Raw genomic sequence first — 26666 nt, forward strand, 5'->3', positions numbered from 1 at the left:
CTTATTACTGCATCCATCAACAGCAGATTCAGCTCACTACGCAACTAGCAAATTTGCCAGTTCCCAAAGGAACCATTGCCACTGATACTAGCCACTCCAAAAACTGGAGGCACTGCAATGAGCAATAAAAATGAATCATCTGGCCTGAAAGATATTTATTTCCCCTATCCACGCCAGGAAGTCCCTCTAAATACATCCCTCCAAAATCCAGTTTGGACGCTTCAAGATCACCCACACGGACAGCTGGAAGGTAGTGGAAGCTCCGTCATATATATAGCCCCTGACTTCAGTAGCAATTCTCAGTCGAGAAATTCAAGCTCCGATATCTCAAGCCTTTTAGCAATCGACATTGTGACCGCTCTAGGAGGACGGCACTACCAGGCGGCAACAATGCTTACGTTTTCATTGGCGCCGCAACCCAACGCCAAACTTGAACTTAAGCCTGTAAATGGTCATGCGCCTCTAAAATTCTCTATAACAAACAAAGAGGGCAAATGGATCGATGTCCCTTTGGAAAACACCTCCTGGTATATTCTTGCTGGCAACGGCCACGTGGACAAGACAACTGGCAACTACTACGCTTCAGCTGACAACCCGTCACCGAACACTGTAGTTTTGGCAATCGATGAGCGCTACCAGTTTATGTGGATATTCGCACTAATCACGATTCCTGGTTAACGAAAATATTGTGCGGTCTTTTGTGGACAGGTCCGCTCTCGCAGGGTCTGCTTTGATCCTGTGAGAGCGGCCTTACTCGGCAAGGCTAAGTACCGCTATTTAGCAGCTACAGCTAGCCCAGCCAACTTGGCCTTGGGCTTGCGAAACACCAGCACATTCCCCGCCATCACCGCCACCAGCCCCAACAAGGCCGGCGCCGTCCACTGATACCCCTCGGCCACCGCCGACACATTCAACGCCACCAATGGGAACAGCACCGTGCAGTACGCTGCCCGCTCCGGCCCCATGCGCCCGACCAGGGTCAGGTAGGCGGTAAAGGCGATCACCGAGCCCGGCACCACCAGGTACAGCAGCGAGCCGATGTAGCGCACATTCCACTCCATGCTGAACGGCACGCCGCTGACCACGCAGAACACCGCCAGCATCGCTGCCCCGTAGACCATGCCCCAGGCATTGGTTGTCATGGGCTTGAGCCCGGCCTTCTGCTGCATGCTCGACAACATATTGCCGGCCGAGAAGCATAGCGTGCCGAGCAGGGCCAGGCCGAGGCCGTACAGGGTTTCGCGGCTGGCCGCCTGGTGCGACAGCTCCGGCCAGAACAGCAGGCCCAGGCCGAGCAAGCCCAAGGCGCCGCCGCCGAGCACATTGCTGGCGATCTTCTGGCCAAAGAAGATCCGTGCGTTCAGCGCGTTCCACAGGGTGGCGGTGGAGAACACCACGGCGATCAGGCCGCTGGCGATCCACTGGCTGGCACTGAGGAAGCAGATGAAGTTGACGCAGAACAGGCACAGGCCCTGGGCCAGGCAGATCTGGTGGCCACGCCGGTTCATCGGCTGCAGGCGCCGGGTGAGCAGCAGGAAGGCGAACAGGATCAGCCCGGCCAGGGCAAAGCGGTAAACGATCGAGACCGGAATGGCGACAACGCCTAGCTGGAGTTTCAGGGCGATCCAGGTGGTGCCCCAGATCAGGACGGTGAGCAGGTAGAGTGACAGGTTCATGGCGGCGGTTCCTTGGGCCTTTCAAGATCGGTGCCCGGCGCTTCGCGGCTTTAGCCGCGAATCGAGGGCGCAGCCCTCGCCGAGGCCTCCAGTTTCTTCCGGGTGCCCCTGAACGGCTTGCACAAACTTGCGCATTTGTCCTGCAGGTAGCTGTAAGCCTGCCCAAGGCGCAGTAGGATGGCTGGCAAGAGGAACCGCCCATGACCCCACTCACCCAGCTGCAAGTGTTCAACGCCATGCACGCCTCGCCCCACGCCCGGCTGGAGCTGAGCGCGCACCTGGGCGACGGGCTGGCAGCGGCGTTGTGGAGCAACCGCGATGATGCCCGCGACTACCAGGCACCGAGCCATCACACCCTGTCGTGCTACATCGCCGACGGCACTGGCACCTTCCGCCGCCAGCGCCCGGGCGACAAAGGGGCGCCCGACAAGCTGTGCGTGATGCCGGCCGGGCACGAGTCGAACTGGGTGGTCAATGGCGCGATTCGCCTGGCACACCTGTATGTCAGCGAGGCGCAATTCGCCCTGGGCTGCGTGCGCCTGCTCGACCGTGAACCGCGTGAGCTGCAACTGCAGGAAGCGACCTTTCTCGATGACCCGCAACAAGCCACGCGCTTTCGCCAGCTGATAACCCTGGACTGGGATGAACCTGGCGAACGCCTGCTGGCCAGCAGCCTTGCACACGAGATCGTCGACCATGCGCTGCTCAGCCAGGTCGGGCTGCGCCAGGGCCTGCGCCTGAAAGGCGGGCTGGCACCGAACCTGCGCCGGCAGCTGGTCGACTACATCGAAGCGCACCTCGACCAGCCCATCACCCTGGGTGAACTGGCCTTGCGCTGCAACCTGTCCGAATACCACTTTGCCCGTATGTTCCGCGCTAGTTTCGGGCTGCCGCCGCACCAGTATCTGCTGGCTCGGCGGCTGCATCGGGCCTGCCAGCTGTTGCGGCTGGGGGTGATGCCGTTGGGGGAGATTGCCCTGTTGTGCGGGTTTGCCAGTGCCAGCCATTTCAGCAACCGGTTCCGCCAGGCGGTCGGTGCTACACCAGGCGAATACCGTTTGGCCTTCAATTCGTGAAACTGGGGCCGCTTTGCGGCCCTTCGCGGGCATGCCCGCTCCCACAGGTACAGCATCAGCTTCAGGCTTGTAGTAAACCTGTGGGAGCGGGCGTGCCCGCGAAGGGCTGCAAAGCAGCCCCAAATACCTAGAACTCGAAGGTACTGGACAAGCTCACCTGCCGCGCATCGCCAATGGCCACAAAGTACTGGTTCACCGCCGAGCTGTAGTAAACCTTGTCGAACAGGTTCTTCACGTTCAGCTGCAACAGCACCTTGTGCTCGTCGAGCCTGGTCTCGTAGCTGGCAAAGGCATCGGCCACGGTATAGGACGGCAGCTCGAAGGTGTTGGTCGAGTTACCAGCCCGGTCGCCCACGTACCGCGCCCCCGCGCCAATGCGCAGGCGATCGCCACCGAACAAGCTGCCATAGTCATACACCGCCGACAGCGAACCACTGTGCCGGGCCACGTTTTGCAGGCGGTTGCCCTTGAGGTCCGGGTCCTTGGTCACTTGCGCATCGGTGAAGGCGTAGCTGCCGATCAGGCTCCAGCGCTCACTCAACTGGCCGGTCAGGTCGAGTTCGACACCACGCGAGCTGACCTCCCCGGCATTGCTGTACACCGTTTCGCGCGTACTGGTATCAAAGTTGGAAACGAGCACGTTGCGCTTGGTGATATCGAACAACGCCAGAGTGCCCGTGACACGGCCAGGCATGTCGAGTTTGGCGCCCAGCTCCCACGACTTGCCTTCCTCCGGGGCAAAGCTGCCGTCGAGGGTCTGGGTAAGGCCACCGCCAATGCTCAAGGGTGCAATCGTCGAGTTGGGCTTGAACGATTCGCTGTAGCTGGCATAGAGCGACAGCTGCTCATCGACCTTGTAGACCACACCGGCATGCGGTACCCAGCTCTGGCCGCTGGTGTCGGTGTTGACCAGGAACGGCCGGCCGCGCCCGGCCAACTGGTCGTATTGCTGGAAGCGTGCGCCAGCCACCAGGATCCAGTGATCGTCCAGGTGCAGGGCATCCTGGAAGAACAGCGAATCAGTACGCAGCTTGTCGGTCTGGTCGCTCTCTTTGGCACCGACTTGGGTGCCCTCCACTTCCTGGCCGTAGACCGGGCTCACATAGCTGAAGGTGGATCGGGCCGTCTGCCGGATCAGGTCGCCGCGGAAGATCTTGCGGTCCTCGTGATCGACACCGAACAGCAGGTCGTTCTGCATCCCGGCCAGTTCCACATTACCGGCCAGGCTCAGCGTGGCGAACTGGTCACGGCTCATGGCGTTGTGGGTGCCGTCGATGCTGCGTGCCAGCGTGCCGCTTTCTTCATTTACCCCGGTCACCCGCACCTGGCTGGCATCATAGGTTTCGCGGTTAAAGCTGTAGCCGAAGTGCAGCTTCCAGTCATCGGCCAGTTGGTGGTCGACTTCCAGACGGTACAGGTCGGAACGCCCCTCCATGTCGTTGAACGGCTCGTCAAGGCGCCGCGTGGCCGGGATGTCCAGCGGGTGGCCGTTGTTGCCGAACGCCGTACCACGGTCGAAGGGGGAGAGAAATTCGCGGTGCTCGTAGGCCAGTACCACCTGGGTATCTTCACCCAGCCAGGCCAGCGACGGCGCCACCAGCGATTCGCGGTGCACGCCGTAGTTGCGCCAGTAGTCCTCATCCTCGTGATCGACGATCAGGCGATAGGCGAAGTTGCTGTCGCCCAGCGCGCCGGTGCTGTCGAGCCCGCCGCCGCTGCCGTTCTTGCCGCTACCGTAGGTCGACCCGCGCACGGTCAGGGCGTTGTACTGCTCGAGTTGCGGGCGCTTGCTGACCACGTTGATCACCCCGCCCGGGTCCTGGATGCCGTACAGCAGCGAGGCCGGGCCCTTGAGCACTTCGACCCGCTCGGTGCTGGCGTTGAGGTTGCGGCCCTGCACGACAGGCATGCCATCGCGCATGATCGAGCCGTCGCGGTTGTCGCCGAAGCCGCGCTTCATCACCGTGTCAGAGGTACCGCCGAAGTTGTTGCCCTGGGTGATGCCGCTGACGTTGGCCAGGGCGTCGTCGAGGTTGCGCGGGGCCTGGTCACGGATGACCTGGGCCGGTACCACATTGATTGCCTGGGGGATGTCCTGGCTCGGGCCCTGCCCGCGCATGATCGAGGCGGTAGCCGGGGGCTGGTAGCTGTAGTCGTCCAGTTGCGAGGTCACGGTGGTGGCCTGCAGGTTGAGGGCGCCGGAGGTGTCCACCGCCTCGAGGGTGAGGGTGCGTGCATCGACGCGGCGCCAGGCCAGCCCGGTAGTGCCCAGCAGCTGTTGCAGGGCCTGCTCGGCGCTGAACCTGCCGTTCAGCGCCGGCGCCTGCACGCCGGGCAGTTCCAGGGTGTAGACCACGCTCTGGCCGGTGGTGCGGCTGAAGGCGTTGAGTGCCTGGGCCAGGAGTTGCGCCGGCTGGGCAAAGGCGTACGCCTGCTGTTGCTCGGCGGCGCAGGCCAGGGGGGCGACCGCGAGTGCCGGGAGCACGGAAAGGCCTAGCCAGAGGGGGACACAACGCGGGGTGAACTTCATGGACGCTGACCTGTGAGAGGGATATGACTGCGAATGAATCGCACTTCCACTCATTACACGGATGCCACGTCCTGTTACCTCACCCGTTGCCTGAAAAATATTTTCTGCCTGTGCCGGCCTCTTCGCGGGCTTGCCCGCTCCCACAGGGACTGCACAAGTTTCGAATCCGGTGCAGTACCTGTGGGAGCGGGCAAGCCCGCGAAGAGGCCCGCACAGGCGACTACCGGATCAGGGTCAACCGCCCCAGCACAGTCTGCCGCGAAAAGCCCATTACCTTGCCCAGCGAATCCAGCGCCAGCAACGGCTCGGCCACCGGGAAACTACCACTGACCTTGCGCTGCCCCAGCTCACCATCGAGCAACAGGATGCGCCCCGGGTAATAGCGCCCCAGGTCCTCGACCACCTGTGCCAGCGGCACCTGGTAGTAATTCAGCCAGCCCTGTCGCCAGGCCAGGCGGTTGTCGCTGTCCACTGCCTGGGTATCGCCCACCCGACCGGCAGCGTAGGCCACCTGTTGGTTGGCCGTCAGTTCACGCGATATGGCGCCCGGTGCCGGGCTCACCGCCACCCGCCCGCTGCGTACCGTGACGTGGGCACCATCGCCCTGCTCGCGCACTTCGAACTGGGTGCCGAGCACCCGCACCTCGCCACCGCCAGCTTCGACCAGGAATGGCGCGCCGGTATGCGTAACCAGGAAGAACGCTGCACCATGCAGCAACCGCACGCGGCGCTCGCCGTGGGCGAAATCCACCGCAATCGCACTACCCGCATCCAGCGTCACTTGTGACTGGTCAGCCAACGTTACCTGGCGAACTTGCCCGGTGCTGCTGTAGTCGGCTCGCAGGTCCTGCAACCAGTATCCCGGGTGCCAACCACCGGCGACACCAAAGGCCAGTAGCAGGCAGGCCGCCACTGCAATCGCCCCGACCCGCCACCGGCGCGTGGCCGGTGGCCTGGCCATGGCATCCAGGTAGCGCTGCAGGCCTTCATGCTCTTCATCAGCCAGGCGCGCCGCCGGGATGGCACTTCTCTGCCACAGCGCCTGGGCCTGTTCGTAGGCTGCGCGATGCCCGGGGTCGGCCAACAACCAACGCTTGAACGCCGCCCCCTCGGCCTGCGCGGGCTGCTCGTTGATTCGGCTGAGCCATTGCAGCGCGGCCCGGGACTGCGCCTCGGTGATCTGCGGTAAACGGCTCATCGACGGGCACTCCCTGGCCGGCGTGGGGTGGACGCGGGCTCGGCAACACTCGCCTTGCACGCTTCGAGGGCGCGCATCATATGCTTTTCCACAGCACTCTGGGACAGTTGCATGGCCTTGGCGATCTCGCCGTACTTGCAGCCGTGGATGCGGTTGAGCAGGAAGATCTGCCGGGTGCGTTCAGGCAAGGCACGCAAGGCCGCTTCGATGCGCTGCAAATCGTGGTCGACCTCCACGGCCTGCTCCGGCGCCTGGGCCATGGCCGCTGCATCCACCGGCAACACAGCTTCGGCCGCACGTTCGCGGCTGCCTTCGCTGCGCAGGTGGTCGATGGCCAGGTTGCCGGCGCAACGCAGCAGGTAGGTGTCCAGCGCCTCGACCTTGACCTCAGGGCGGCGCCAGAAGCGCAGGAACAGCTCCTGGACCAGGTCCGATGCCGTGGCCCGGCAGCCGACCCGGCGGCTCACCAGTGCCTCCATGCGTGCCCGCTGGGCCAGGAACACCTGGACGAAGCGCGCACGCCCGCCGCCGCTTTCGGCATCCGCCTCGGTCATGTCGCCCGGCTCGCTCACCAGGTCACTCGGCGAACACGGCCAGCAACGGCCCCAGCACCACGCTGGCGGCGGCCAGGCCCAGCAGCAGGCGGGGTTGGTATGGCAGGCCGAACACCCACAGGGTCACCCCTGCCATCAGCACTGCAGTCCACTCCACCAGGCCATGGGCCCAGCCGCGCAGGTGCACGCTGAGCACCAGCGACAGCACCAGCAGCAGCCAGCCGGCGCTGCGCAACAGGCGCAACTGCCCCGGGCGCGGCTTGCGCCCGAGCAGGTCGGCGAAGTGTTTCTCCATGGCCAGGCACAAGGCGACGAAGCCTGCGAAGGCGATCAGTGCATTACCCAGCATCAGCTTACCTCCGCCGTTTCGGTGCTCGGTTTTTTTGCTGCACGAGGGGCGCGCTTGGCCACTGGCTTGGGGCTGCGCAACATCTTGCCGGCCAGCCAGGCCAGGAACAGGCCAGTGCCCAGTGCGGTCAGGTCGAAGCCGGCCATGGCCCAGTCACCCGCCTGCAGCGAATGGTTCAAGCCCTGGCCGGTGGTCAGGCCATTGAGCAGCGGCAGCAAGGCGAAGGCCAGCGCGCCCAGTACCAGTTGCTCGCCCCAGGCCCGGCGCCCGCTACGCAGCACGGCATGCACCAGCGAAAGGCCCCAGGTGATGAAAAAGGCATTGACCTCCCAGTCGGCCCGGCCTTCGACGCCCATGGGGATCAGGCGGTTGGCCCAGAAGAAGCCCGCCACAGCCAGCAGCAGGCCGCTCATGCTGGCGATATTGAGCACTTCGACCAGGCGCAGTTCGCCCGGCAGGCGTTCGCTCTTGGCATGCTTGAGCTGGCGCTTGCCCAGCCACATCACCAACCCGGTACCGATCACCGCAGTACCGGCCACGCCAAAGAAGAAGTACAGCCAGCGCAGCCAGGGCCCGGCGAAGTTGCCCATGTGCAGGCCGGCAAAGCTGAAGGCGGTCATCATCGCGCCGCTCTCCGGCTTGCCCTGGCTCAGCAGCGCACCACTGGCGCCATCGAAGGTCCAGTTGGCGCTGCGCCGATAGGCCACATGGTCGGCCGCGGACTGGGTGAAGGTGACGCGGGCATTGCTGTCGCCGGCATTGTCCACCTGGATACGGCCGATACGCGCGCCCGGTTGCAGGTCCTGCACCTTGGCATACAGGCTCGGCAACGGTACCAGCGGCGCGGCCACCTGGGCCGCCTTGGGCGCATCGTTACGGCCGAACAGGTCGTTGAAGTACTTGCCGGTGTCATTGCCATAGCTGGCCATGATGCCGGCCGGCATCACCAGGTACATGAACAGCACCAGGCTGCTGTAGCTGATCATCAGATGGAACGGCAGCACCAGCACGCCGAAGGCGTTGTGCCCGTCCAGCCAGGAGCGCTGGCCCTTTCCGGGGCGGAAGGTGAAGAACTCCTTGAAGATCTTCTTGTGGGTGATGATGCCGGTGACCAGGCCCAGCAGCATGATGAAGGCACAGAACGTCGACAGCCAGCGGCCGAAGGGGTGAGGCATCTGCAACTGGAAGTGGAAGCGGTAGAAGAACTCGCCACCGCGACTGTCGCGTGCCTCGACCGGCTCGCCGGTCTGGGTATCGAGGGTCTTGCTGGCGAAGCCGCGCGGCCCGCCATTGGGGTCGCGATAGCCCACGCTCAAGGCGGCCTCGCGTGTGTTGGGCATGCGGATCAGCCAGGTGCCCGAGTGCCCGGCGTTGTCCTGCAGGTAACGCTGGGCCACCTCCAGGCTATGGATTGGGTCCAGCGCATGGCTGCGCACTTCTGGCTGCGACCAGTGGGTAATTTCTTCCTTGAAATACGACAGCGTGCCGGTGAGGAAAATGGCGAACAACAGCCAGCCGAAGATCAGTCCGGTCCAGGTGTGCAGCCAGGCCATGGCCTGGCGGAAGCCTTCTTTCATGGGGTTTTCATCCAGTAGGCCAACCCGCTGATCCCCCCCAGCAGCACGCTTGGCGCCAGCACGCCCAGCCAGGCGCGCCAAGCGCTGCGGCAGGCGAAGCACCAGATGAACGCCAGCAAGTAGAAGACGAATGACAGCAGCAGGCCGGTGAGCGTGGCATCGACCTGTGGCAGTGGCGCTACCAGGGCAATACAGACGCTGGCCATGGACGCCAGCAGGTAGCCGCCCAGCAGCGCGGCCAGGCTGCGTGAGGTCACGGCCATGCGATAGCTGAGCGAGAGGCCGGCGGTTTTGCGCGTCATGGCGAAGGTCCGGGCGTTTACGGGGTTGCAATAATAATGATTTCAATTCTCATAAGCAAAGGCCGAGCGATGCGCCGCCTGTCGCCTTGAATGCAACAAGAAATTTATTTTCAAAAAGGGCTTGAATTCGTCGCGCCATTGCCTGACCTTAGAGTCAAGAGACGCAGAAATACCAAGGGTCTCAAAGGCCTAGGCGCGTCTCCATGCGAGCAAGCTGAATAAGGATTGAATCATGCAAATCCAGGTCAACAGCAGCAACCATTTCGAAGGCAATGCCCGGCTCGACCAGTGGGTCCGCAGCACACTGCAGAACTCGCTGGAACGTTACGAGGACGACCTCACCCGCATCGAGGTTCACCTGCGCGACGAGAACGGCGCCAAGCCCGGACCGCATGACAAACGCTGCCAGATGGAGGCTCGCCCCAAAGGCCATCAACCGATTTCGGTGACCCACACCGCCACTTCGCTGGACCAGGCGGTCGATGGTGCCGCCGCCAAGCTCAACCACGCGCTGGAACACTTCTACGGCAAACTGCGCAGCAAGCGCGGCGCCCTGGAACTGAGTGACCCGGACGCCTGATCGGCAATGCAAAACGCCCGGCCTGATGCCGGGCGTTTTCGTTTGTATCGAGCGATGGCGCTGAACCAACCGGTGATTTTCCCGGTCAACTCCTGCATTCATTCAGCGCAGAAGCACGACCATGAGCAACCCATTCGAACGAATCAGTGCTGCATTCGCCCCCGAGTACCGGGTCAACCTGAGCATTGCAAACCTCGACGGCAGCATCATGCTGACCCTGTCCGACGATGCTGGGGTGGTCGCCAAGCGCCTCATCACCCAGGCCCAGCGCAATGACCCGGTGCGCCTGCAGCGGGTAATCGACAGCATCCGCCTGGGCCTGGCCATCGAACTCTGCCAGAACCCCCTGCAGGTGTTGGCCGCGCTGACCCGCGACGCCCGCCACGAGCCGCGCCATTTCATCGCCAACTGAGGGTTACTTGCCCTCTTCCACTTCCTTGCCGCTGGCATCCAGCGCCTTGGTCGAGGGGTAGCGGTAAGAAGCGTAGCGCACCACCAGGATCGCGAACGCCAGCAACAGGATGCCACCGCACACGTACAACAGCCCTACGTCGGGCGCCTTGTGGTGCGAGACGTCGCCGATCAGCAGGCGGGTCAGCGCAGTGATGGCCACGTACAGCAGGAAGCGGATCGGCATGTGGTTGGTCTTGAAGTAGATACCGACCATCGCCCCCAGTTCCAGATAGATGAACAGCAGCAGGATGTCATCGACACTGACCCCGCCCTTGCCGAGCATGTCCATGAACGTCATCACCGCCGCATAGGCAGTGATCGCGCCGATGCCGAACAGTGCCAGGTAATGGAATGCCTCGACGCACAGGTTGCCCAGCGAGTCGGCCGAGCCGTGCAGGCCCTTGCGCAGCTTTTCTGCCCATTTGATGTTCACGATGTTCCATTCCCCGATACGTCTTGAAGGATGATGCGTCACCGCTGTGACGCTTGTGCCATGCAGTTAAAGGGCCAGGCCCCTGCCTTGGAAGGCGACCGATTGCCGCAAGGCACCTTGAGGCGTGGCAAGTTGCCAGAAACACGGCCCTGTGCTGGGAAAAATCAGATTTAACCCCTTCCTTGTAGGGCATTTCCCAAAGATACTCCCTGCCATTGTGGTGTTCGGGGATGAGCACTAGTCTCGGATCGTCGCTGCCAAACAGCGACCGGCTTTGACAGGCCGCCCTGAACTAACCACATGGCTTTGCCTTTATGGCAGCTGTCATGGGGCACCTCGTGTGCGCCGGCTTTTGGTTCTGTTCACCGGTCTGTCAACCCATGCACAGCTGCCGCCTTCCTGTTTGACAGCAGGAGGTGGTGGCCCAAACTTGAACAGGCCTTCATCATGCTGAAAGTAGTCCCCGATCCACCCCACACCCCCCCATTCCCTTGAAGACACCCTGATCCAGGCTACGGACTATGCGTTGTGCGCAGCCACCGTGGTGCATCAGGCCTTGTTGCTTCAGCCCAAGTCGCCAGCATCGATTTTGATGATGACCTCAATGCATGAGCTGGAGACGTTGCGGGCTTTGCTTGAGTCGGCACTAGTTCGGGTGCAGATGCCCGCTGAGCCTCGGACTTTGCACTGAGGTTTGAGTGTTGCGTTGGCTGGGCTGGCCTCTTCGCGGGTAAACCCGCTCCCACAGGATCTCCACAGGCCTTGAGGTAGATGCAGTACCTGTGGGAGCGGGTTCACCCGCGAAAGGGCCCGTCCAGGCAGTCGAGAATTTTCAGGGGATTCAAAAATGACCACAGAAGACACCCAATTCACCGTCGGCAAAACCACCTTCTTCCAAGGTGAAAACGGCACCCACCCACTCTTCCGCATCGAGCCAGGCATCCCTTGCCGGGACGCCCGCGAGCAGTCCTCAGAGCTGATGGGCTATGTACGCGAACTGACCATCACCGGCCTGATGGACGAGAAACCGATGATGATCTGGGCTGCGCACTACTTGAGCGCGATGGCCAAGGCGCTGATGGATGATGCTGAGTTGGGCATGAAGCAGTAAGCCCTTTGCGCCACGCTACAATTTCTGCTTGCGAACCAATCAACATTGCCATTACTGTATATGGATACAGTATCAACCCAGCAAAAGGCATAGAGGTGATGAATGGCCGTCGAAGTGGTGTACCGCAGCAGCCGCGACCCGGAGCGCTTGTTCATGGATAAGGCCGAAGCAGACCGTCACGACAAGATGCTCGAACTGGCCGAGCGCCTCGCCGAAGTACTGCACAAGGCAGTGCCCTCGCTGACCGAGCAGCAGGTCGAGGAAGCCGGTATCTACATGGCCAGGAACCGCGATGTATTCGCCCGGGCGTTCAAGAGCCAGCCGGATGCGTTGGCCGAGTTGCTCGAAGCGCCAGCGGCCGAGTAATTGCCTGCACTGGCCGCTCCAGCAGGTACGGCACAAGCGCTGGGCTGGAGGTATTCCTGTGGGAGCGGCTTTAGCCGCGAAGAATCCAACGCGGTGCATGGCACCGGCTGCGCCGGTGTTCGCGGCTAAAGCCGCTCCCACAGAGTCCCTGCTAATTCAATGAGTTATGTGCAACTCCATGAGAGCGGGCGTGCCCGCGAAGAGGCCAGCAAAGCCGGTATCAACCTTCAGCCGTAGAGCAACCGCTCCGCCAGCATCTGCGCCACCCGTGCCGGCGAGCGCTTCTCTGCCTGCGCATGGCCAAACACTTCGGTCAGCCGCGAAGGTATCCGCGCCAGGTGCGCAGTGATGGTGCCCAGGTCTTCGCCACGATGCTTGAGCGCCACATAGATCAACCCACCGGCATTGATCACGTAGTCGGGTGCATACAGTATCCCGCGCGACTCCAGCTGGTCGGCTACCTGCAAGGTGGTCAGCTGGTTGTTCGCCGCCCCCGCCACTGCCGCGCAACGCAACTGCATCACGCTCTGTCCGTTCAACACCGGCCCCACGCCGCAAGGGGCAAAGATGTCGCAAGGGGTGCTGATCAACGCATCGTTGGTCACCGGATGGGCATTGAACTGCTCCACCGCCAGCCGCACCCGCCCAGGGTCCAGATCACTCACCAGCAGGTCCGCCCCCGCCGCATGCAGTTGCTCCGCCAGCGCATAACCGACATTGCCCAGCCCTTGCACCGCCACCCGCAGCCCTTGCAGGTCATCACTGCCAAGGCGGAACGAAGTGGTCGCACGAATGCCGGCAAAAACCCCCATCGCCGCATGCGGTGAGGGGTCACCCGAGGCCGTGGTACTGGTCACATGCGGAGTACTCTGGGCAATGCAGTCCATGTCCAGGGTCGAGGTGCCGCTGTCCACGGCGATGATGAAGCGCCCTTGCAAAGTGTCGATGAAGCGGCCAAGGGCCTCGAACAGCGCGGCACGGTTTTCCACATGCGGGTTGCGCATGATCACCGCCTTGCCGCCCCCCAGTGGCAAGCCCGCCAGCGCCGCCTTGTAGCTCATGCCCTGGGCCAGGCGAATGGCGTCGGTCATGGCGCTTTCATCATCGGCGTAAGGCAGGTAGCGGCAGCCGCCCATGGCCGGGCCCAGCTGCTCGCTGTGAATTACCACCACGGCCTTCAGGCCGGTGGGCGGGTGAGTGAACAAGTGCAACGACTGGGTACGGGTGCTTTGCATCAGCGCGAACATCGACAGGCTCCCCTACGAGGTGCTCCTTCCAGTATAGGCACGGCCCTTGGGCTGGCGCCGCCGCCGGACCACTGGACGAAACCGCGCGCCGCGGCTAATACTCAAACGTGTGTGGAGAAGCCCCATGAAGCCTCGTCAAGCCTGCCTGGCCTGCCTGGAACGCGAGCCCGTCGCCCTGCTGGAAGCCGCATTGTGGATTGCCGCCGAGCACGACCCCAGCGTCGAGCCCGCGGCCAGCATTGCCAAGCTGCATGACCTGCAGCGCGAGATCAGCGCCAACCTGCCGATGCTGCCGCTGTGCGAACTGGCCCAGCCACTGCTGCGCCAACTCACTGCCCTGGGCTTCCAGCAGGATGAATACCACCCGCTGCGCCCGCATGCCGCGATGATGGACAAGGTGCTGCAGCGCCGCCGTGGCCAACCGCTGACCCTGGCCATCCTCGCCCTGGAACTGGCCTGGCGCCTGTCCATCCCCCTTGAGGGCGTCGGCTTCCCCGGCCATTTCCTGCTGCGCGTACCAGGTGCCGATCACCTGCTCGACCCCTGTGGTGGCCGGCGCCTGTACCCTAACGATTGCCGTGAGCTGCTGGCGCGCCAGTTCGGCCCGCAGGTAGCGCTGACTGCCGAGCACATGCGCAGCGCCAGCCCGCAGCAGATGCTGCAACGCCTTTCGCGCAACCTGCGCCAGTTGCACATGAGCAACGACGACCACCTGGCGGCGCTGATCGATGCCGAGCGAGTCATGCAACTGGGGCCGGTACAGGTCAGCGACTACGTGACCCGCGCCTCGCTCTACCAGCATCTGGATTGCCCGCAGGCCGAGCGCTTCGACCTGGAGCATGCGTTACTGCTGACGGAAGACCCGGTCCAGCGCCTGAAGCTGTCCGAACGTATCGGCAAGCTTCCGGCGGCGAACCGTTCCATTCACTGAGCCGGGCTGTCCGGCTGCTGTGCCGGGTGGGCCTGGGCGAACGCCGGGTGACCGGCCGCCAGGGCGGCAACCCGCAGGATGCGCGGGAAGCTGACGAGGTCGATGTTGAAGCGTTCGGCCGCGTACAACTGCGGGATCAGGTAGACATCCGCCAGGCCCGGCTCATCACCGAAGCAGAAGCCGTGATCGCCAATCAGTTGCTCCACTGCCGCCAGCCCCTGGCTGATCCAGTGGCCGATCCACTGGTTGACCTGGCTCTCGTCCTGGCCGGCCTGACGCAGCCGGTTGAGCACGCTGACGTTGTGCAAGGGGTGGATGTCGCAGCCGATGATCGCCGCCACGCCCCGCACCTTGGCGCGCGCCTCGGCCGTGGCAGGCAGCAGCGCGGGCTGTGGATAAACCTCTTCCAGGTACTCGATGATCGCCGGCGACTGCACCAGCAGCTCACCGCCGTCAGTGCGCAAGGCAGGCACGCGGCCCTGCGGGTTGACGGCGACATAGCCTGCACCACGCTGCTCACCCTGCAGCAGGTTGACTGGCAGGGACTGGTAGGCCAGCCCCTTCAGTGCCAGGGCAATGCGCACCCGGTAGGACGAGGTGGAACGGTAATAGGTGTACAGCTCCATGCCCCTGCCTCCTCAGTTGGCCGCGATGACCGTGCCACGGCATTCGCCGAAGCCGATGCTGGCCACACCATCACGCGCACAGCGGGCACGCAGGATGATCTCGTCGCCGTCTTCGAGGAACTTGCGCACCTCGCCGCTGGCCAGCTCCACCGGGTGCTTGCCGCCTTCGGTGATCTCCAGCAGGCTGCCGAACGAACCTGGCGTGGCGCCCGACAGCGTGCCCGAACCGAACAGGTCGCCCGGTTGCAGCTGGCAGCCGTTGACGCTGTGGTGCGCGACCAACTGCGCCACCGTCCAGTACATGCTGCGGGTGTTGCTCAGGGTCAGGCGGTGCGGGGCAAGGCCCTGCTCGCGCATGCGCTCGGTCAGCAGCAGCACCTCGAGCTCGATATCGAATGCACCGGCAGCCTGGTCGCGGTTGTCCAGCAGGTACGACAGTGGCTGCGGGTCGCCTTCCGGGCGTGCCGGCTGGGCACAGCGGAACGGCTCCAGCGCTTCGGCGGTGACCACCCAGGGCGAGACGGTGGTGATGAAACTCTTGGACAGGAACGGGCCCAGCGGCTGGTATTCCCAGGCCTGGATATCGCGCGCCGACCAGTCGTTGAGCAGGCACAGGCCGGCCACGTGCTCGGCGGCATCGCCTACCGGGATCGCCTGGCCCATGTCATTGCCCTGACCAATCCAGATGCCCAGTTCCAGTTCATAGTCCAGGCGCGCGCAGGGACCGAAGCTTGGCTCGGTGTGCCCGGCTGGCAGGGTCTGGCCCTTGGGCCGGCGTACATCGGTGCCGGACGGGCGAATGGTCGAGGCGCGGCCGTGATAACCGATCGGCACGTACTTGTAATTGGGCAGCAGCGGGTTGTCGGGGCGGAACAGCTTGCCCACGTTCTTGGCGTGCTCGATGCCCACGTAGAAGTCGGTGTAGTCACCGATCTGCGCCGGTACATGCAGCTGGCAAGCGCTGGCCGGATACAGTGCAGCCTGCAGCGCCGCCTGGTGTTCGCTGTGCTCGCCCAGCAGCACCAGCAGGCGCTCGCGCAGGGCAACACGGGCACCGCGGCCGAGGGCGAAGAATGCGTTCAACGCTCCACCACGGGTGGCCTCGACGGCGGCCTTGGCGGCACCGTCGAACAGGCCGGCGGCCAGCACCGCCTCCAGGTCGAGGATCGCGTCGCCGATGGCCACGCCACAGCGCCTGGCTTCACCCGGCCGGCTGAAGATGCCCAACGGCAGGTTCTGCAGCGGGAAGTCGCTGTGCCCGTTGGCGTGCTCGACCCAGCTACGGGCAATGGCGGTCTGGTTCATGGGTTATCTCCGGTTCGGGTTGAAGGTGCTCGGCAAGGTGGCCCAGCAACTATCGTAGTCGGCCTGCAACTGCGGGCATTCAAGGGCTTGCAGGCTCGGGCGCAGCACTTGGCTGGTCTCGAACATGAAGGCCATGGTGTTGTCGATCTTGTGCGGCGCCAGGTCGGCGGCAATAGCCTTTTCGCAGGTTTCGGCGTCGGGGCCATGGGCGCTCATCACCCCGTGCAGCGAGGCACCGCCCGGCACGAAGCCCTCGGCCTTGGCGTCGTAGGCACCGTTGATCAGGCCCATGAACTCGTTCATCAGGTTGCGGTGGAACCATGGTGGACGGAAGGTGTTTTCGGCCACCATCCAGCGTGGCGGGAAGATCACGAAGTCCATGTTGGCCAGGCCATGCACGCTGGTCGGCGAGGTCAGCACGGTGAAGATCGACGGGTCCGGGTGGTCGAAGCTGACCGTGCCGATGGTGTTGAAGCGGCGCAGGTCGTACTTGTACGGCACGTTGCTGCCGTGCCAGGCGACCACGTCCAGTGGCGAGTGCTGCAGTTCGCAGGCCCAGTGTTCGCCAAGGAACTTCTGCACCAGTTGCACCGGGCCATCGGCCTCTTCGTAGTGCGCCACCGGGGTGAGGAAGTCGCGCGGGTTGGCCAGACCGTTGCTGCCGATCGGGCCCAGGTCCGGGATGCGCAGCGGCGCGCCGTGGTTTTCGGCAATGTAGCCACGAGCCTGGCCGTCGAGCAGTTCGACGCGGAACTTCATGCCACGCGGGATCACCGCAATTTCCAGCGGCTCGACCTCCATCACCCCCAGCTCGGTGGCGATACGCAGGCGGCCCTGTTCCGGCACCAGCAGCAGTTCACCGTCGGCGTTGAAGAACACCCGCTCCATTGAGCGGTTGGCGCGGTAGATGTAGATGCTTACGCCGGCCGGTTTTTGCGCGGCAGCGTTGGCCACCATGGGCAGCCAGCCTTCGATGAAGTCGGTCGGCTCGGCCGGGATCGGCTGGGGGTTCCAGCGCAGGCGGTTGGGGGTGATGGCCCCCAGCGGGCCGGTCAGCGGCTGGCGCGCCAGGCGCTCGAAACGCGGGTGCAAGGCAGACGGGCGAATACGGTACAGCCAGGTACGGCGCAGCTCGCTGCGGGTCATGGTGAACGCCGTGCCCGAGAGCAACTCGGCATACAGCCCATAGGGCGCCTTCTGCGGCGAATTCTGCCCGACCGGCAAGGCCCCCGGCAGCGCTTCGCTGGCAAACTCGTTGCCGAAGCCGCTGAGGTAGTGAAGGTCGGGTGACGTATCGCGATTCATCGATGCCTCCGGGCTCTGGCCGAGCCGTTGCTGGCAGCTGGCTGCTGGCCCGGGGCGGGGTGGCAGCGCGTCTGCATTGTTTTTATCGTAATCAGATTACGAATAACGTAATTTGCTACGGACAATGCGTCAAGCTATAAAGGCGCGACTCGAAGAATCCGGAAGAAGATGTCCATGGCCAAAGCCAGCTCCCCCGCCGACAACGGCAAGCAGAAAGTCCGCTCGGCGGAGGTCGGCACCGACATCCTCAAGGCCCTTGCCGAGCTCTCTCCGTCCACCTCCCTGTCGCGCCTGGCAGAACATGTGCAGATGCCGGCGAGCAAGGTGCACCGTTACCTGCAGGCATTGATCGCCAGCGGTTTTGCCGAGCAGGACGCGGCCACCAACCATTACGGCCTGGGGCGCGAGGCACTGCGGGTAGGGCTGGCGGCGCTGGGCAGCATCGATGTGCTGAAGATTGCCGCGCTGCCATTGTCGCAACTGCGCGATGAACTGAACGAGAGCTGCTTCGTTGCCGTATGGGGCAACCAGGGCGCGACAGTGGTCAGCATCGAGCCGGCAGTGCGTGCGGTCACCGTGGTAACGCAGATCGGCTCGGTACTGCCGCTGCTCACGTCGTCCACCGGGCTGGTGTTCGCCGCCTACCTGCCCGAGCGCGAGACCGTGGAGTTGCGTGACCGGGAACTGGCCGCCCTGCAGCACAGCGCCGCCGACTACCAGGCGGTACTGGCGGGCATTCGTGAACGTGGCCTGCACCATGTACACGGGCTGTTGATGCCGGGCGTGGATGCGCTGTCGGCACCGGTGTTCAATGCCATGGGGCAGATCGCTGCGGTGATGACCGTGGTCGGGCCTACGTCGATCTTCCATGCCGACGAGCATGGCCCGGCGGCGCAACGGCTGCTGGCGGCAGCGCGGGAAACCAGCTGGCGCATGGGCTACTCGCCCGCCGGCTGAGCGCTTGCGGCACTATTGCCCGATACGTAAAGGTGAATGTCATAAGCGGCTATTTTTCCTACAGGATCAGGCGCTTATTCTTAACTCACTGGCCGGCATGAAGGGCTCTCCCCCCCGCCTTTCAGGCCTGCGAGGTTCACCGACGTAGATTTTGAAGCTCCTTGATCTGACGTCTCGATTGGCCGCTGCGGCTTGCAGCGGCCTTTTTTATCTGCCCTGAAAAATTCTTCGCGCGTGCTGGCCTCTTCGCGGGTAAACCCGCTCCCACAGAGATATCACTACCCCAGAGGCTTGTGGTGTACCTGTGGGAGCGGGTTTACCCGCGAAGAGGCCAGCAGAGGTAGTACAAAGCTCAGCCCAGCGGATACTTCTGCAAGTTCGCCATCATCTGCTGCAACGCCTGCAAGCTGTCCTGAGGGTGCACCGCCCCGTCGAAGTCGCCAATCCGTGCCCAGTTCTCCGCCACCTGCTCCGGGGTAAAGCCTTCACGCGGATCGAAGCCTACCCCCAAGCTGCGCTCCCACCGCACCTTGCCCACCCAGCCGCCGCCCACTTCGAACAGCTCACCGCTGCCCTGGCACTGTTCGCTGCCCAGGTACACCACCAGTGGGCTGACCAGCTCAGGCTTGAGCCGCTCGAACACCTGGGGCGGGATCAGCCCTTCGGTCATGCGGGTGCCACCCGTGGGAGCGATGGCATTGACCAGGATGCCATGCTTGCGCCCTTCGATTGCCAAAGTACGCGTCAACCCATACAGGCCCAGCTTGGCCATACCGTAGTTGGCCTGGCCGAAGTTGCCGTAGATGCCAGACGTGGAAGCGGTGAAGATCACCCGCCCCCAGTTCTGCTCGCGCAGGTGCGGCCAGGCGGCGCGGGTGACCTTGTAAGCCCCCTCGACATGCACCTGGTAGACCTGCTCCCAGTCACTGTCTTCCATCTTGTGGAAGGTCTTGTCACGCAGGATGCCGGCATTGTTCACCAGCACATCGACCCGGCCGAAGCTGTCCAGGGCCTGCTCGACAATACGCGCGCCGTGGCTGACCGAATCATGGTTGGCAATGGCATGGCCACCGGCTGCACGAATCTCCTCTACCACCCGGTCGGCGGCGGAGGCGCTGGCACCTTCACCATGGGTGGAGCCGCCGAGGTCGTTGACCACTACCCGGGCGCCACGCGCAGCGAACAGCAGCGCATGGGCGCGGCCCAGGCCGCCGCCGGCTCCGGTGACGATCACCACGCGATCTTGCAGACGGACAGGCTCGCTCATGCTCATGGCTCCAGGCTGGTTCAGGTCAGCCGAGTGTCCGCCGCCAGCGGCGGGTGAACAATCAAGCTCACGCAGGCTGAATGCCTGGCAATAACGCAGCGCGATGGTTATGGGGCCGGCTTGCCGGAGATGAGGCCCTGTCAGTACCACGCCACTTTCTGCTGGTAATAGCTCAGCGGTTGTTCACGAAAGGCCAGGTAATGGCGCAGCACCTGCACCGGCGCTTCGGTATGCGGGTAATGGCCGATGCCCTGCAACTGCACGGTGTCCGGCTCCGGCACCAGTTGCCGGTAGCGCTCCACCATGTGCGCGCCAGACAGCGGGTCGACCATGCCATTGATGAAGCGCAGCGGCACGCCTTCATGCTGCATCGCGCCAACCCAGCGGTCGCGGTGCAACCTGCGCTCCGGCACGTATCCCACCAGCTTGTGCAGGATGCGCGTGCCACGGTTGGCGGCGATCAGGCTCCAGAAGTCATCCAGCACGCTTTCACTGGGGTGGGTGCAAGGGCCGTAGACCTGGATCACGTTGCGCACCAGGTCGTCGCGGCCGAACGAGCGCCCTACCAGCCAGCCCAGGCGGCTGAGCAGCAGCTTCTGGATCAGCAGCATGCGGCAGCTTTCGGGGAACAGCCCGCTGTTGAGGAACGCGCAGCTGGCAATACTGGCGCGCTGTTCATGATGCCGCGCCAGCAGTTCCTGGGCCACACTGCCGCCGTAATCGTGGGCCAGCAGATGCACCGGCTGGTCGACCCTCAGCTCGGCGAGCAAGGCCTGCTGCAGGTCGGCCTGCTCCATCAGGCTGTAGACGTGATCGACCGGTTTGGCCGAATCGCCAAAGCCAAGCATGTCGCAGGCGATAACCCGGAAGCGCTGGGCCAGAGGCCCCCACAGGTAGTGCCAATCCCAACTGGCGGTGGGGAAACCGTGCAACAGAAGCAGGGGCTCTCCTTGCCCTGCGGTCCAGTAGCGGATGCTCTGGCCCCGGAAATCGAAACTCTGTCCCCGGGTACGCCAGACGCACAATGGAATTTCGGCCATAGGCATCAGAACGGTCCCGGTGAAGTGGTGTTGGCGGAATAGAGCAAGGCTGCGGTCATTGCATGTCACCTCGGCACTTACATGTGCTCTCTATGTCGAGGCTGAGTCTAGCCAGCAGCCCATGGGCTGGAACTTGCGTTGCCAGCCAGCTTGATGACTTGGCGAGTCAGTGGCACGAACGGTCAGAGCAGCATGGCCAGCAGCGGTGCCGCGAACAGGTTGAGCAGCCCGGTCAGGACCATGACCAGGCCGGCCACCGAACCTTCCTCGCGGCCCACCTCCTGTGCCCGGCTGACCCCGGCGCCATGGGCACCGACACCAAACAGCGCGCCCCGTGCCAGCGGCGTGCGCAACGGCAACCAGCGCAGCAGCACGCCGCCGAACATGGCGCCCAGCACACCGGTGAACATCACGAACACCGCCGTCAGCTCCGGTACGCCACCCAGGTCATGGGCCAATGGCATGGCAAAAGGCGTGGTGATCGAACGCGGCACCAGCGACAGGCTGGTCGCACTGTCCAGCGCCAACATATGAGCCAACCCCCAGGAACTGGCGATCGAAGCGCTGCTGCCAGCGACCATGCCCACCATCAGTGCCGGCCAGTGGCGCGCCAGCATGGCCCGTTGCTGCCAGATCGGCACCGCGAAGGCCACGGTCACCGGGCCAAGCACACTCATCAGCCAGTGGGTGTTGCGGGCGTACTCGGCATAGGCGGTGTGCAGCGGCACGGCTACCGCCAGCAACAGTATCGGCACCAGGATCAGCGGCGACAGCAGGTAGCGCCCGCTGCGCCGGTACAACCAGCGGCTGCCCAGGTAGGCCAGCAAGGTCAGGGCCAGCCAGAACAGCGGCATGGGTTCAAGGCTCATGGCGCAACCTCCAGCGGCACACCAGTTCCACGGTCAACGCGGTCACCACCATTACCATCAGGGTGCTCACGGCGATCACCAGCAAGATGCGCCAGCCCTCGGCACGGATCAGGGCGCCGTAATCGAGCAGGCTCATCAGCGCCGGGATGAAGAACAACAGCATCTCAGCCATCAGCCAGCCGGCGCCCAGTTGCAGCATGGCCGGCTTGAGCACACCCGAGGCGAACAGCAACAGCAGCAATGCCAGGCCCATCACGCCACCGGGAATAGGCCAGCCCAGCCAGCTGGCAAGCTGGCCGCCGAGCAGGAACAGGGCACAGAGGATCGCCAGCTCGACGAGCAGGCGCAGGGCTTTTTTCAGTAACGCGGGTTTCATGGGGGGTTCCTCGACAGGCCCTCATTTTAAGATTCGGCTGCCTAGGCCAGAAGCGAATTGTTAGACTGAACACCATTCCAGAATGGAATTGCGATCATGGAATTCAAACAGCTGCGCAGCTTTATCGAAGTGGTCCACCGCGGCGGTTTCACCCAGGCGGCGCAGACCCTGCACATCAGCCAGTCGGCGGTGAGCAAACAGGTGGCCCAGCTTGAGCAAGATGTGGGCCAGCCGCTGCTGGAGCGCCAGGCCTCGCAGCTACACCTGACCGCTGCCGGGCGCATTGTGCTGGAGCGTGGCGAAGCCTTGCTGCGCCAACGTCAGGCACTGCTCAGCGAACTGGACGACCTCAGCCAGATGGGCCGCGGCGAACTGCGCCTGGGCTTGCCGATGCTGGGCAGCGACGCACTGTTTGCCGGGTTGTTCGCCGAGTATCGGCGGCGTCACCCGAACATCGCGATCCAGTTGCTCGAAGGCGGCAGCCGCAACATCGAACAGGCGGTCAGGAGTGGCGAACTGGAACTGGGTGGCAGCCTGACGCCCAGTGACGAGGCGTTCGACTACCAGCCGTTCTGCAACGAACCGCTGGACGCCCTGCTGCCGGTCGGCCACGCGCTGGCGGGCGAGGACAGGGTGGACCTGCAGCAGCTGGCCGATACCCCGTTCCTGCTTTACCAGCGCAGCTTCGTGCTCAATGACCGATTGCTGAAGGCGTGCCAGCAGCAGGGTTTCACCCCGAAAGAAGGCGGGCGCAGTGGCCAGGCGGACTTCCTCGCGGCGCTGGCGGCGGCGGGCCAGGGCGTGGTGTTGCTGCCCCGTGTGGTGGCGAAAGCGCTGGAACGCCCCGGGGTGGTGCGTTTACCGCTGCGCTCGCCAGAGGATTTGCGTTGGGATATCGCGTTCATCTGGCGGCGTGGGGCGTACCTGTCACGGGCGGCGCAGGCGTGGTTGGCGTTGGTGAACGAGTGGCCGGTGCTCGACAGCAAGGAATGAGTTGCCCTTGCTGGCCTCTTCGCGGGCTTGCCCGCTCCCACAGGTATACCGCTGATCCCGAGGATGGTGAGGATCCTGTGGGAGCGGGCGAGCCCGCGAAGGGGCCGGCCCAGGCGGGGGAAAAACCTCAGGCCTTCAATGCTTGAACAAGCTCAGCCAACCAAGGCTCTGCATCCGCCTCCGGGGTAACCGTCTCGCTGGCATCCAGGCGCAGCATCGGTTGCACTTCCCGCACGCCCAGTTCGGCGAACAGCTCGCGCATCTGCTCGCCACCACCACAATAGGTATCGCCATAGCTGGAGTCGCCCAGCGCAATCACCGCCCCCGGCAGGCCACGCCAGGCCGCGGGCAGGGTATCGCGAATGCTGCTGTACAACGGCATGAGGTTGTCCGGCAGTTCGCCCATACCCGTGGTCGAGGTCACGGCCAGCAAGGCATCGGGGGCAAAACCTTCAAGGTCCTGCAAGGTGGCGCGCGCCGCATGCCAGGCCTCCAGGCCCGCAGCCTTGAGCAGCGATTCAGCGTGACGGGCGACTTCTTCGGCGGTGCCGTAGACCGATCCGGAAATAATGGCGACTTTCATCGGGTAGAGGATTCCGAAACTGAGTGAAAACGTAGGATACTAGCATCCGGCGCTGGCAAAAGGCCGCCTCTACCAAAGTCACCATCCTCAGCCTGCTTCGCACCCTTGTTTACTCAATGGCCCGAACATGATCAACGCGCAACTGCTGCAATCCATGGTCGATGCGTCCAATGACGGCATCGTGGTCGCCGAACAGGAAGGCGACGACACCATCCTCATCTACGTGAACGCCGCCTTCGAACGCCTGACCGGCTACAGCCGTGACGAAATCCTCTACCAGGATTGCCGCTTCCTCCAGGCCGACGACCGTGACCAGCTTGGCCGCGCCCGCATCCGCAAGGCCCTGGCCGAAGGCCGCCCGTGCCGCGAAGTGCTGCGCAACTACCGCAAGGATGGCAGCGCCTTCTGGAACGAGCTGTCGATCACCCCGGTAAGGCACGACGCTGAACAGCGCACCTACTTCATCGGTATCCAGAAAGACGTCACTCGCCAGGTCGAACTGGAGCGGGAACTGGCCGAACTGCGCGTTCGTCCGAAACCCGACGAACGCACCTGAACCAAGTACGTCACGCACTGTCAATTCCGTTGAAGAAATCGCCACCACCGAGTTCGATCATGCAAGCAGAAGCGCTCCTGACCCAGGACGAACTGGACTTCATACAGAACATGCAGCATTCGCCGCAGTTGAACCTGGCCGACCCCATGTCGAGCCTGCTGGTCAATGGCGACCGCCGCATCCAGAGCTTGCTCACCCGCCTGGTGGCCAACGAGCAGGTAACCTTGCAGGCCCAGTTCAACAACCAGCAGATCAGCTTCCCGCTGCAACTGGTGGAAGACGAGTTCCACGCCCTGCACCTGCAACTGGGCTCACCGGAAATCTACGAAGATGGCCCCATGCTGCGCCCCTGGCGCCTGTCGATGGACCAGCCGAGCGCGCTGCTCGATGCCCATGGGCAGGAAAGCGGCCTGTGGGTCCGCGATATCTCGTTCAAGGGTACATTGCTGGAAGTCCGTGGCCTGCCAGCGGCACCAGCCAGCTTCGAACTGCGCTTCGCCCCTGGCGGCATCCCTCCCATCGAACTGCATGGCGTGCTGGGCCGGCGCATCGGCCAGGATCTGGCCGCCTACGACCTTAGCCAAAGCCCCACCGAAGAGATCGAACGCCTGCGCGACTATATCCTCCAGGCCCATCGCCGCGCCCACCCCGAGCTTCACACTCAGGTATCGAGTTGACCGGCCAGAAACTGCCGCAAACGCTGGCGCATCACGCTGCCCTGCGCGCCCAGGCAGGCGATCGGGCTGCCAGCCAGGCTGTCCTGTGCCAGTTCCGCCGCTTCACCCGCCAGTAACAACGGGCACTCCAGCCCGGCCACCAGACGCGTCAGGCGCCGGGTGAGTTCCATCGTGGGCGACTGGTGGGAAAACAGCACCAGGGCATCCGGCTTCAAGCGCTCGCAGACCAGTGCCAGTTCCGCCAGCGGCTGCCCGCTCGCCAGTGGCGTCACGCCAACTTCATCGCTGCCCAGAGTCAGGCTGGTGACCAGCAATTCCAGCTCGTGGCACTGCCCCGGCAACGGCGCCAGCAGCACCCTGCGGCTGCGCGGTGCACGGGCAAGTTGCAAGCGGGCTAACACCCGGCCACGCAGGAACTGATCGAGGAACAACCACTCGCTGACCTGCCCGTAGCCACCCTGCCCGACCGCCAGGTCATGCCATACCGGCATGAACACTTCGCTGAATACCTGGTCCAGGGTGCAGGCGGCAAACACCTCGTCGAACAGGCGGTCCAGGCCGACCACGTCAAAACGTTGCAGCGCCTGGCGAATCTGCTGCTGCCAGCGCACCCAGTTGTCCGTCGCGCCACCTGCCTGCCCGGCCAGGGCATGATCGCGCGCGAGGATGCTGGCGACCTTGCTCACCGCCACACCACGCTCCAGCCAGCCAAGGATGCGGCGGATGTCATCGATGTCGGCCTGGGAATACAGGCGGTGGCCACTGTCGGTGCGGGTTGGCTGGATCAGGCCATGGCGGCGCTCCCAGGCACGCAAGGTCACGGCGTTGACGCCGGTCAGGCGGGAAACTTCACGGATCGGAAACAGGTCCTGCTGCGCGAGGCCCGCATCGATTACCGGACTACGTCCCTGTTTGTTCATCTGCACGGGGTACCCTGTGTGCGCAAGTTGAACACCTAGTTTACTACGACAATATCAGACGCTGGGCCGCGACCGTTTGCCAGCTGACAGTTACCGAACATCGCACATGGGCGATAATCCGCGCCCGATTCTTGCATGTATGCCTGCGTTGCCCAACACCCCGGGCCACGCAGCCAAAGGGGCCGGTTACCCGCCAGCCCCGTTGCCAGGAGATACACGATGTCTACCCCACCCGTCACCCTGATGGTGTCGCGCCGCGCCGCCCATGGCCGCTACCAGGACCTGCTGGCCTGGCTGCATGAAGGCGAACAGCTGGCCACCGACTTCCCCGGCTACCTTGGCTCGGGCATCCTCGCACCACCCCGCGATAGCGACGAGTTCCAGATCATCTTCCGCTTCAGCGACGAACCGACCCTGCATGCCTGGGAGCATTCCGCCTCGCGCCGAGCCTGGTTGCAACGCGGCAACGGCCTGTTCGAACGCCCCAAAGAGGCGCGCGTGAGCGGCATCGACGACTGGTTTTGCACCAATATGGTGCAAAAACCGCCGCGTTGGAAGCAGGCCGTGGCCATCTGGCTGGCCTTCTTCCCGGTTTCACTGGTGTTCAACCTGGTGTTCGGCCACTGGCTGGCAGCACTGGACCTGGTGCCTCGGGTACTGCTCAGCACCCTGGGCCTGACACCGGTGATGGTCTACCTGTTCATCCCCCTGTCCACCCGCCTGCTGGCCGGCTGGCTGCATGCCTCCCCGGCCACTGCTGGCGCCCTGCGCAGCCGCTGAGGCCAGGCCGTACACGCGGTAGACAGTTC

The 26666-nt window shown here is 63.9% G+C and carries 30 protein-coding genes and 1 pseudogene; 13 read left to right on the forward strand and 18 right to left on the reverse strand.

The window, feature by feature from the left end; translation table 11 throughout:
• Positions 1 to 117 precede the first annotated feature (117 nt).
• The gene (locus A4C63_RS26345) at positions 118 to 678 is read left to right on the forward strand and encodes a hypothetical protein (protein ID WP_156510880.1); all 561 of its coding nucleotides are present in this window, start codon (positions 118 to 120) and stop codon (positions 676 to 678) included.
• A gap of 95 nt (positions 679 to 773) precedes the next feature.
• On the opposite strand, the gene A4C63_RS15175 is transcribed toward A4C63_RS26345, so the two are convergent.
• Positions 774 to 1676, reverse strand: coding sequence for a DMT family transporter (locus A4C63_RS15175; protein ID WP_063913358.1), 903 nt, complete (start codon positions 1674 to 1676; stop codon positions 774 to 776).
• 200 nt (positions 1677 to 1876) lie between these two features.
• Here A4C63_RS15175 and A4C63_RS15180 point away from each other — a divergent pair, with 200 nt between their 5' ends.
• Positions 1877 to 2752 (forward strand): helix-turn-helix domain-containing protein, encoded by an 876-nt coding sequence (locus A4C63_RS15180; protein ID WP_063913359.1) that lies wholly within the window; start codon positions 1877 to 1879, stop codon positions 2750 to 2752.
• A gap of 127 nt (positions 2753 to 2879) precedes the next feature.
• Here A4C63_RS15180 and A4C63_RS15185 read toward each other — a convergent pair whose 3' ends face one another.
• The 6 genes from A4C63_RS15185 to A4C63_RS15210 form a co-directional block, all read right to left on the reverse strand.
• Entirely contained in the window at positions 2880 to 5282 is a 2403-nt protein-coding gene (locus A4C63_RS15185) for a TonB-dependent receptor (RefSeq protein ID WP_063913360.1), read from the reverse strand.
• A 220-nt stretch (positions 5283 to 5502) separates the two neighbouring features.
• Positions 5503 to 6480 carry a FecR family protein gene (locus tag A4C63_RS15190; RefSeq protein WP_063913361.1) on the reverse strand — a complete coding sequence of 326 codons (978 nt, stop codon included), beginning with the start codon at positions 6478 to 6480 and terminating at the stop codon, positions 5503 to 5505.
• Positions 6477 to 7034, reverse strand: a complete 558-nt coding sequence (locus A4C63_RS15195) for an RNA polymerase sigma factor (RefSeq protein WP_172827532.1) — start codon at positions 7032 to 7034, stop codon at positions 6477 to 6479. The genes A4C63_RS15190 and A4C63_RS15195 overlap by 4 nt, the downstream gene beginning before the upstream one ends.
• Positions 7035 to 7056: 22 nt before the next feature.
• Positions 7057 to 7383 carry a DUF3325 domain-containing protein gene (locus A4C63_RS15200; protein ID WP_063913363.1) on the reverse strand — a complete coding sequence of 109 codons (327 nt, stop codon included), beginning with the start codon at positions 7381 to 7383 and terminating at the stop codon, positions 7057 to 7059.
• A complete protein-coding gene (locus A4C63_RS15205; RefSeq protein ID WP_063913364.1) occupies positions 7383 to 8960 on the reverse strand; it encodes a PepSY domain-containing protein in 1578 nt (525 codons plus the stop codon). Before A4C63_RS15205 ends, A4C63_RS15200 begins: the two co-directional genes overlap by 1 nt.
• The gene (locus A4C63_RS15210) at positions 8957 to 9262 is read right to left on the reverse strand and encodes a DUF3649 domain-containing protein (protein WP_063913365.1); all 306 of its coding nucleotides are present in this window, start codon (positions 9260 to 9262) and stop codon (positions 8957 to 8959) included. The genes A4C63_RS15205 and A4C63_RS15210 overlap by 4 nt, the downstream gene beginning before the upstream one ends.
• Before the next feature lie 232 nt (positions 9263 to 9494).
• Between A4C63_RS15210 and A4C63_RS15215 the strand changes: the two genes are divergently transcribed.
• A complete protein-coding gene (locus tag A4C63_RS15215; RefSeq protein WP_063913366.1) occupies positions 9495 to 9842 on the forward strand; it encodes an HPF/RaiA family ribosome-associated protein in 348 nt (115 codons plus the stop codon).
• Positions 9843 to 9963: 121 nt separating this feature from the next.
• On the forward strand, positions 9964 to 10254 hold the full coding sequence (locus A4C63_RS15220) for a DUF3509 domain-containing protein (RefSeq protein ID WP_063913367.1): 291 nt from the start codon (positions 9964 to 9966) through the stop codon (positions 10252 to 10254).
• A 3-nt stretch (positions 10255 to 10257) separates the two neighbouring features.
• On the opposite strand, the gene A4C63_RS15225 is transcribed toward A4C63_RS15220, so the two are convergent.
• Positions 10258 to 10728 (reverse strand): phosphate-starvation-inducible protein PsiE, encoded by a 471-nt coding sequence (locus A4C63_RS15225; RefSeq protein WP_063913368.1) that lies wholly within the window; start codon positions 10726 to 10728, stop codon positions 10258 to 10260.
• 447 nt (positions 10729 to 11175) lie between these two features.
• Between A4C63_RS15225 and A4C63_RS26805 the strand changes: the two are divergent.
• The 3 genes and pseudogenes from A4C63_RS26805 to A4C63_RS15235 all read left to right on the forward strand — a co-directional run bounded on the left by A4C63_RS26805 (position 11176) and on the right by A4C63_RS15235 (position 12205).
• A pseudogene (locus A4C63_RS26805) lies at positions 11176 to 11419 on the forward strand (hypothetical protein).
• A 156-nt stretch (positions 11420 to 11575) separates the two neighbouring features.
• Positions 11576 to 11839 carry a DUF3077 domain-containing protein gene (locus A4C63_RS15230; protein ID WP_063913369.1) on the forward strand — a complete coding sequence of 88 codons (264 nt, stop codon included), beginning with the start codon at positions 11576 to 11578 and terminating at the stop codon, positions 11837 to 11839.
• A 102-nt stretch (positions 11840 to 11941) separates the two neighbouring features.
• Positions 11942 to 12205 (forward strand): YebG family protein, encoded by a 264-nt coding sequence (locus tag A4C63_RS15235; RefSeq protein WP_063913370.1) that lies wholly within the window; start codon positions 11942 to 11944, stop codon positions 12203 to 12205.
• Between the two features lie 227 nt (positions 12206 to 12432).
• Here A4C63_RS15235 and A4C63_RS15240 read toward each other — a convergent pair whose 3' ends face one another.
• Positions 12433 to 13452: a Glu/Leu/Phe/Val dehydrogenase dimerization domain-containing protein gene (locus A4C63_RS15240; RefSeq protein WP_063913371.1), complete on the reverse strand. Its 1020-nt coding sequence runs from the start codon at positions 13450 to 13452 to the stop codon at positions 12433 to 12435.
• Between the two features lie 124 nt (positions 13453 to 13576).
• Here A4C63_RS15240 and A4C63_RS15245 point away from each other — a divergent pair, with 124 nt between their 5' ends.
• Entirely contained in the window at positions 13577 to 14383 is an 807-nt protein-coding gene (locus A4C63_RS15245) for a SirB1 family protein (protein WP_063913372.1), read from the forward strand.
• Here the strand turns inward: A4C63_RS15245 and maiA are convergent.
• The 3 genes from maiA to hmgA are packed head-to-tail and all read right to left on the reverse strand — an operon-like array spanning position 14377 to position 17619.
• The gene (gene maiA / locus A4C63_RS15250; RefSeq protein WP_063913373.1) at positions 14377 to 15009 is read right to left on the reverse strand and encodes a maleylacetoacetate isomerase; all 633 of its coding nucleotides are present in this window, start codon (positions 15007 to 15009) and stop codon (positions 14377 to 14379) included. The genes A4C63_RS15245 and maiA overlap by 7 nt on opposite strands.
• A 12-nt stretch (positions 15010 to 15021) precedes the next feature.
• Positions 15022 to 16314 carry a fumarylacetoacetase gene (gene fahA / locus A4C63_RS15255; protein WP_063913374.1) on the reverse strand — a complete coding sequence of 431 codons (1293 nt, stop codon included), beginning with the start codon at positions 16312 to 16314 and terminating at the stop codon, positions 15022 to 15024.
• A 3-nt stretch (positions 16315 to 16317) separates the two neighbouring features.
• Positions 16318 to 17619 carry a homogentisate 1,2-dioxygenase gene (hmgA, locus tag A4C63_RS15260; protein WP_063913375.1) on the reverse strand — a complete coding sequence of 434 codons (1302 nt, stop codon included), beginning with the start codon at positions 17617 to 17619 and terminating at the stop codon, positions 16318 to 16320.
• Positions 17620 to 17793: 174 nt separating this feature from the next.
• On the opposite strand from hmgA, the gene A4C63_RS15265 reads away from it, so the two are divergent.
• Entirely contained in the window at positions 17794 to 18576 is a 783-nt protein-coding gene (locus A4C63_RS15265; protein WP_063913376.1) for an IclR family transcriptional regulator, read from the forward strand.
• Between the two features lie 352 nt (positions 18577 to 18928).
• On the opposite strand, the gene A4C63_RS15270 is transcribed toward A4C63_RS15265, so the two are convergent.
• The 4 genes from A4C63_RS15270 to A4C63_RS15285 form a co-directional block, all read right to left on the reverse strand.
• Positions 18929 to 19843 carry an SDR family oxidoreductase gene (locus tag A4C63_RS15270; protein ID WP_063913377.1) on the reverse strand — a complete coding sequence of 305 codons (915 nt, stop codon included), beginning with the start codon at positions 19841 to 19843 and terminating at the stop codon, positions 18929 to 18931.
• Positions 19844 to 19983: 140 nt separating this feature from the next.
• Complete coding sequence (locus A4C63_RS15275) at positions 19984 to 20889, reverse strand: alpha/beta fold hydrolase (RefSeq protein WP_063913378.1); 906 nt, start codon at positions 20887 to 20889, stop codon at positions 19984 to 19986.
• A 176-nt stretch (positions 20890 to 21065) separates the two neighbouring features.
• Entirely contained in the window at positions 21066 to 21752 is a 687-nt protein-coding gene (locus tag A4C63_RS15280; protein WP_063913379.1) for an LrgB family protein, read from the reverse strand.
• On the reverse strand, positions 21742 to 22128 hold the full coding sequence (locus tag A4C63_RS15285) for a CidA/LrgA family protein (protein ID WP_063913380.1): 387 nt from the start codon (positions 22126 to 22128) through the stop codon (positions 21742 to 21744). The genes A4C63_RS15280 and A4C63_RS15285 overlap by 11 nt, the downstream gene beginning before the upstream one ends.
• A 96-nt stretch (positions 22129 to 22224) precedes the next feature.
• On the opposite strand from A4C63_RS15285, the gene A4C63_RS15290 reads away from it, so the two are divergent.
• Entirely contained in the window at positions 22225 to 23121 is an 897-nt protein-coding gene (locus tag A4C63_RS15290; RefSeq protein WP_063913381.1) for a LysR family transcriptional regulator, read from the forward strand.
• 127 nt (positions 23122 to 23248) lie between these two features.
• Here A4C63_RS15290 and A4C63_RS15295 read toward each other — a convergent pair whose 3' ends face one another.
• On the reverse strand, positions 23249 to 23704 hold the full coding sequence (locus A4C63_RS15295; protein ID WP_025340620.1) for a flavodoxin: 456 nt from the start codon (positions 23702 to 23704) through the stop codon (positions 23249 to 23251).
• 127 nt (positions 23705 to 23831) lie between these two features.
• Between A4C63_RS15295 and A4C63_RS15300 the strand changes: the two genes are divergently transcribed.
• Both A4C63_RS15300 and A4C63_RS15305 read left to right on the forward strand, forming a co-directional pair.
• The gene (locus A4C63_RS15300) at positions 23832 to 24260 is read left to right on the forward strand and encodes a PAS domain S-box protein (protein WP_063913382.1); all 429 of its coding nucleotides are present in this window, start codon (positions 23832 to 23834) and stop codon (positions 24258 to 24260) included.
• A gap of 59 nt (positions 24261 to 24319) precedes the next feature.
• Positions 24320 to 24937 (forward strand): hypothetical protein, encoded by a 618-nt coding sequence (locus A4C63_RS15305; RefSeq protein WP_063913383.1) that lies wholly within the window; start codon positions 24320 to 24322, stop codon positions 24935 to 24937.
• Here A4C63_RS15305 and A4C63_RS15310 read toward each other — a convergent pair.
• The gene (locus A4C63_RS15310) at positions 24922 to 25857 is read right to left on the reverse strand and encodes a MerR family transcriptional regulator (protein ID WP_063913384.1); all 936 of its coding nucleotides are present in this window, start codon (positions 25855 to 25857) and stop codon (positions 24922 to 24924) included. The two genes, A4C63_RS15305 and A4C63_RS15310, sit on opposite strands and share 16 nt — an antisense overlap.
• Positions 25858 to 26076: 219 nt before the next feature.
• Here A4C63_RS15310 and A4C63_RS15315 point away from each other — a divergent pair, with 219 nt between their 5' ends.
• The gene (locus A4C63_RS15315) at positions 26077 to 26637 is read left to right on the forward strand and encodes a hypothetical protein (RefSeq protein ID WP_063913385.1); all 561 of its coding nucleotides are present in this window, start codon (positions 26077 to 26079) and stop codon (positions 26635 to 26637) included.
• The last annotated feature ends 29 nt before the right edge of the window (positions 26638 to 26666 follow it).

Source organism: Pseudomonas sp. p21 (assembly GCF_001642705.1).
Taxonomy (GTDB): domain Bacteria; phylum Pseudomonadota; class Gammaproteobacteria; order Pseudomonadales; family Pseudomonadaceae; genus Aquipseudomonas.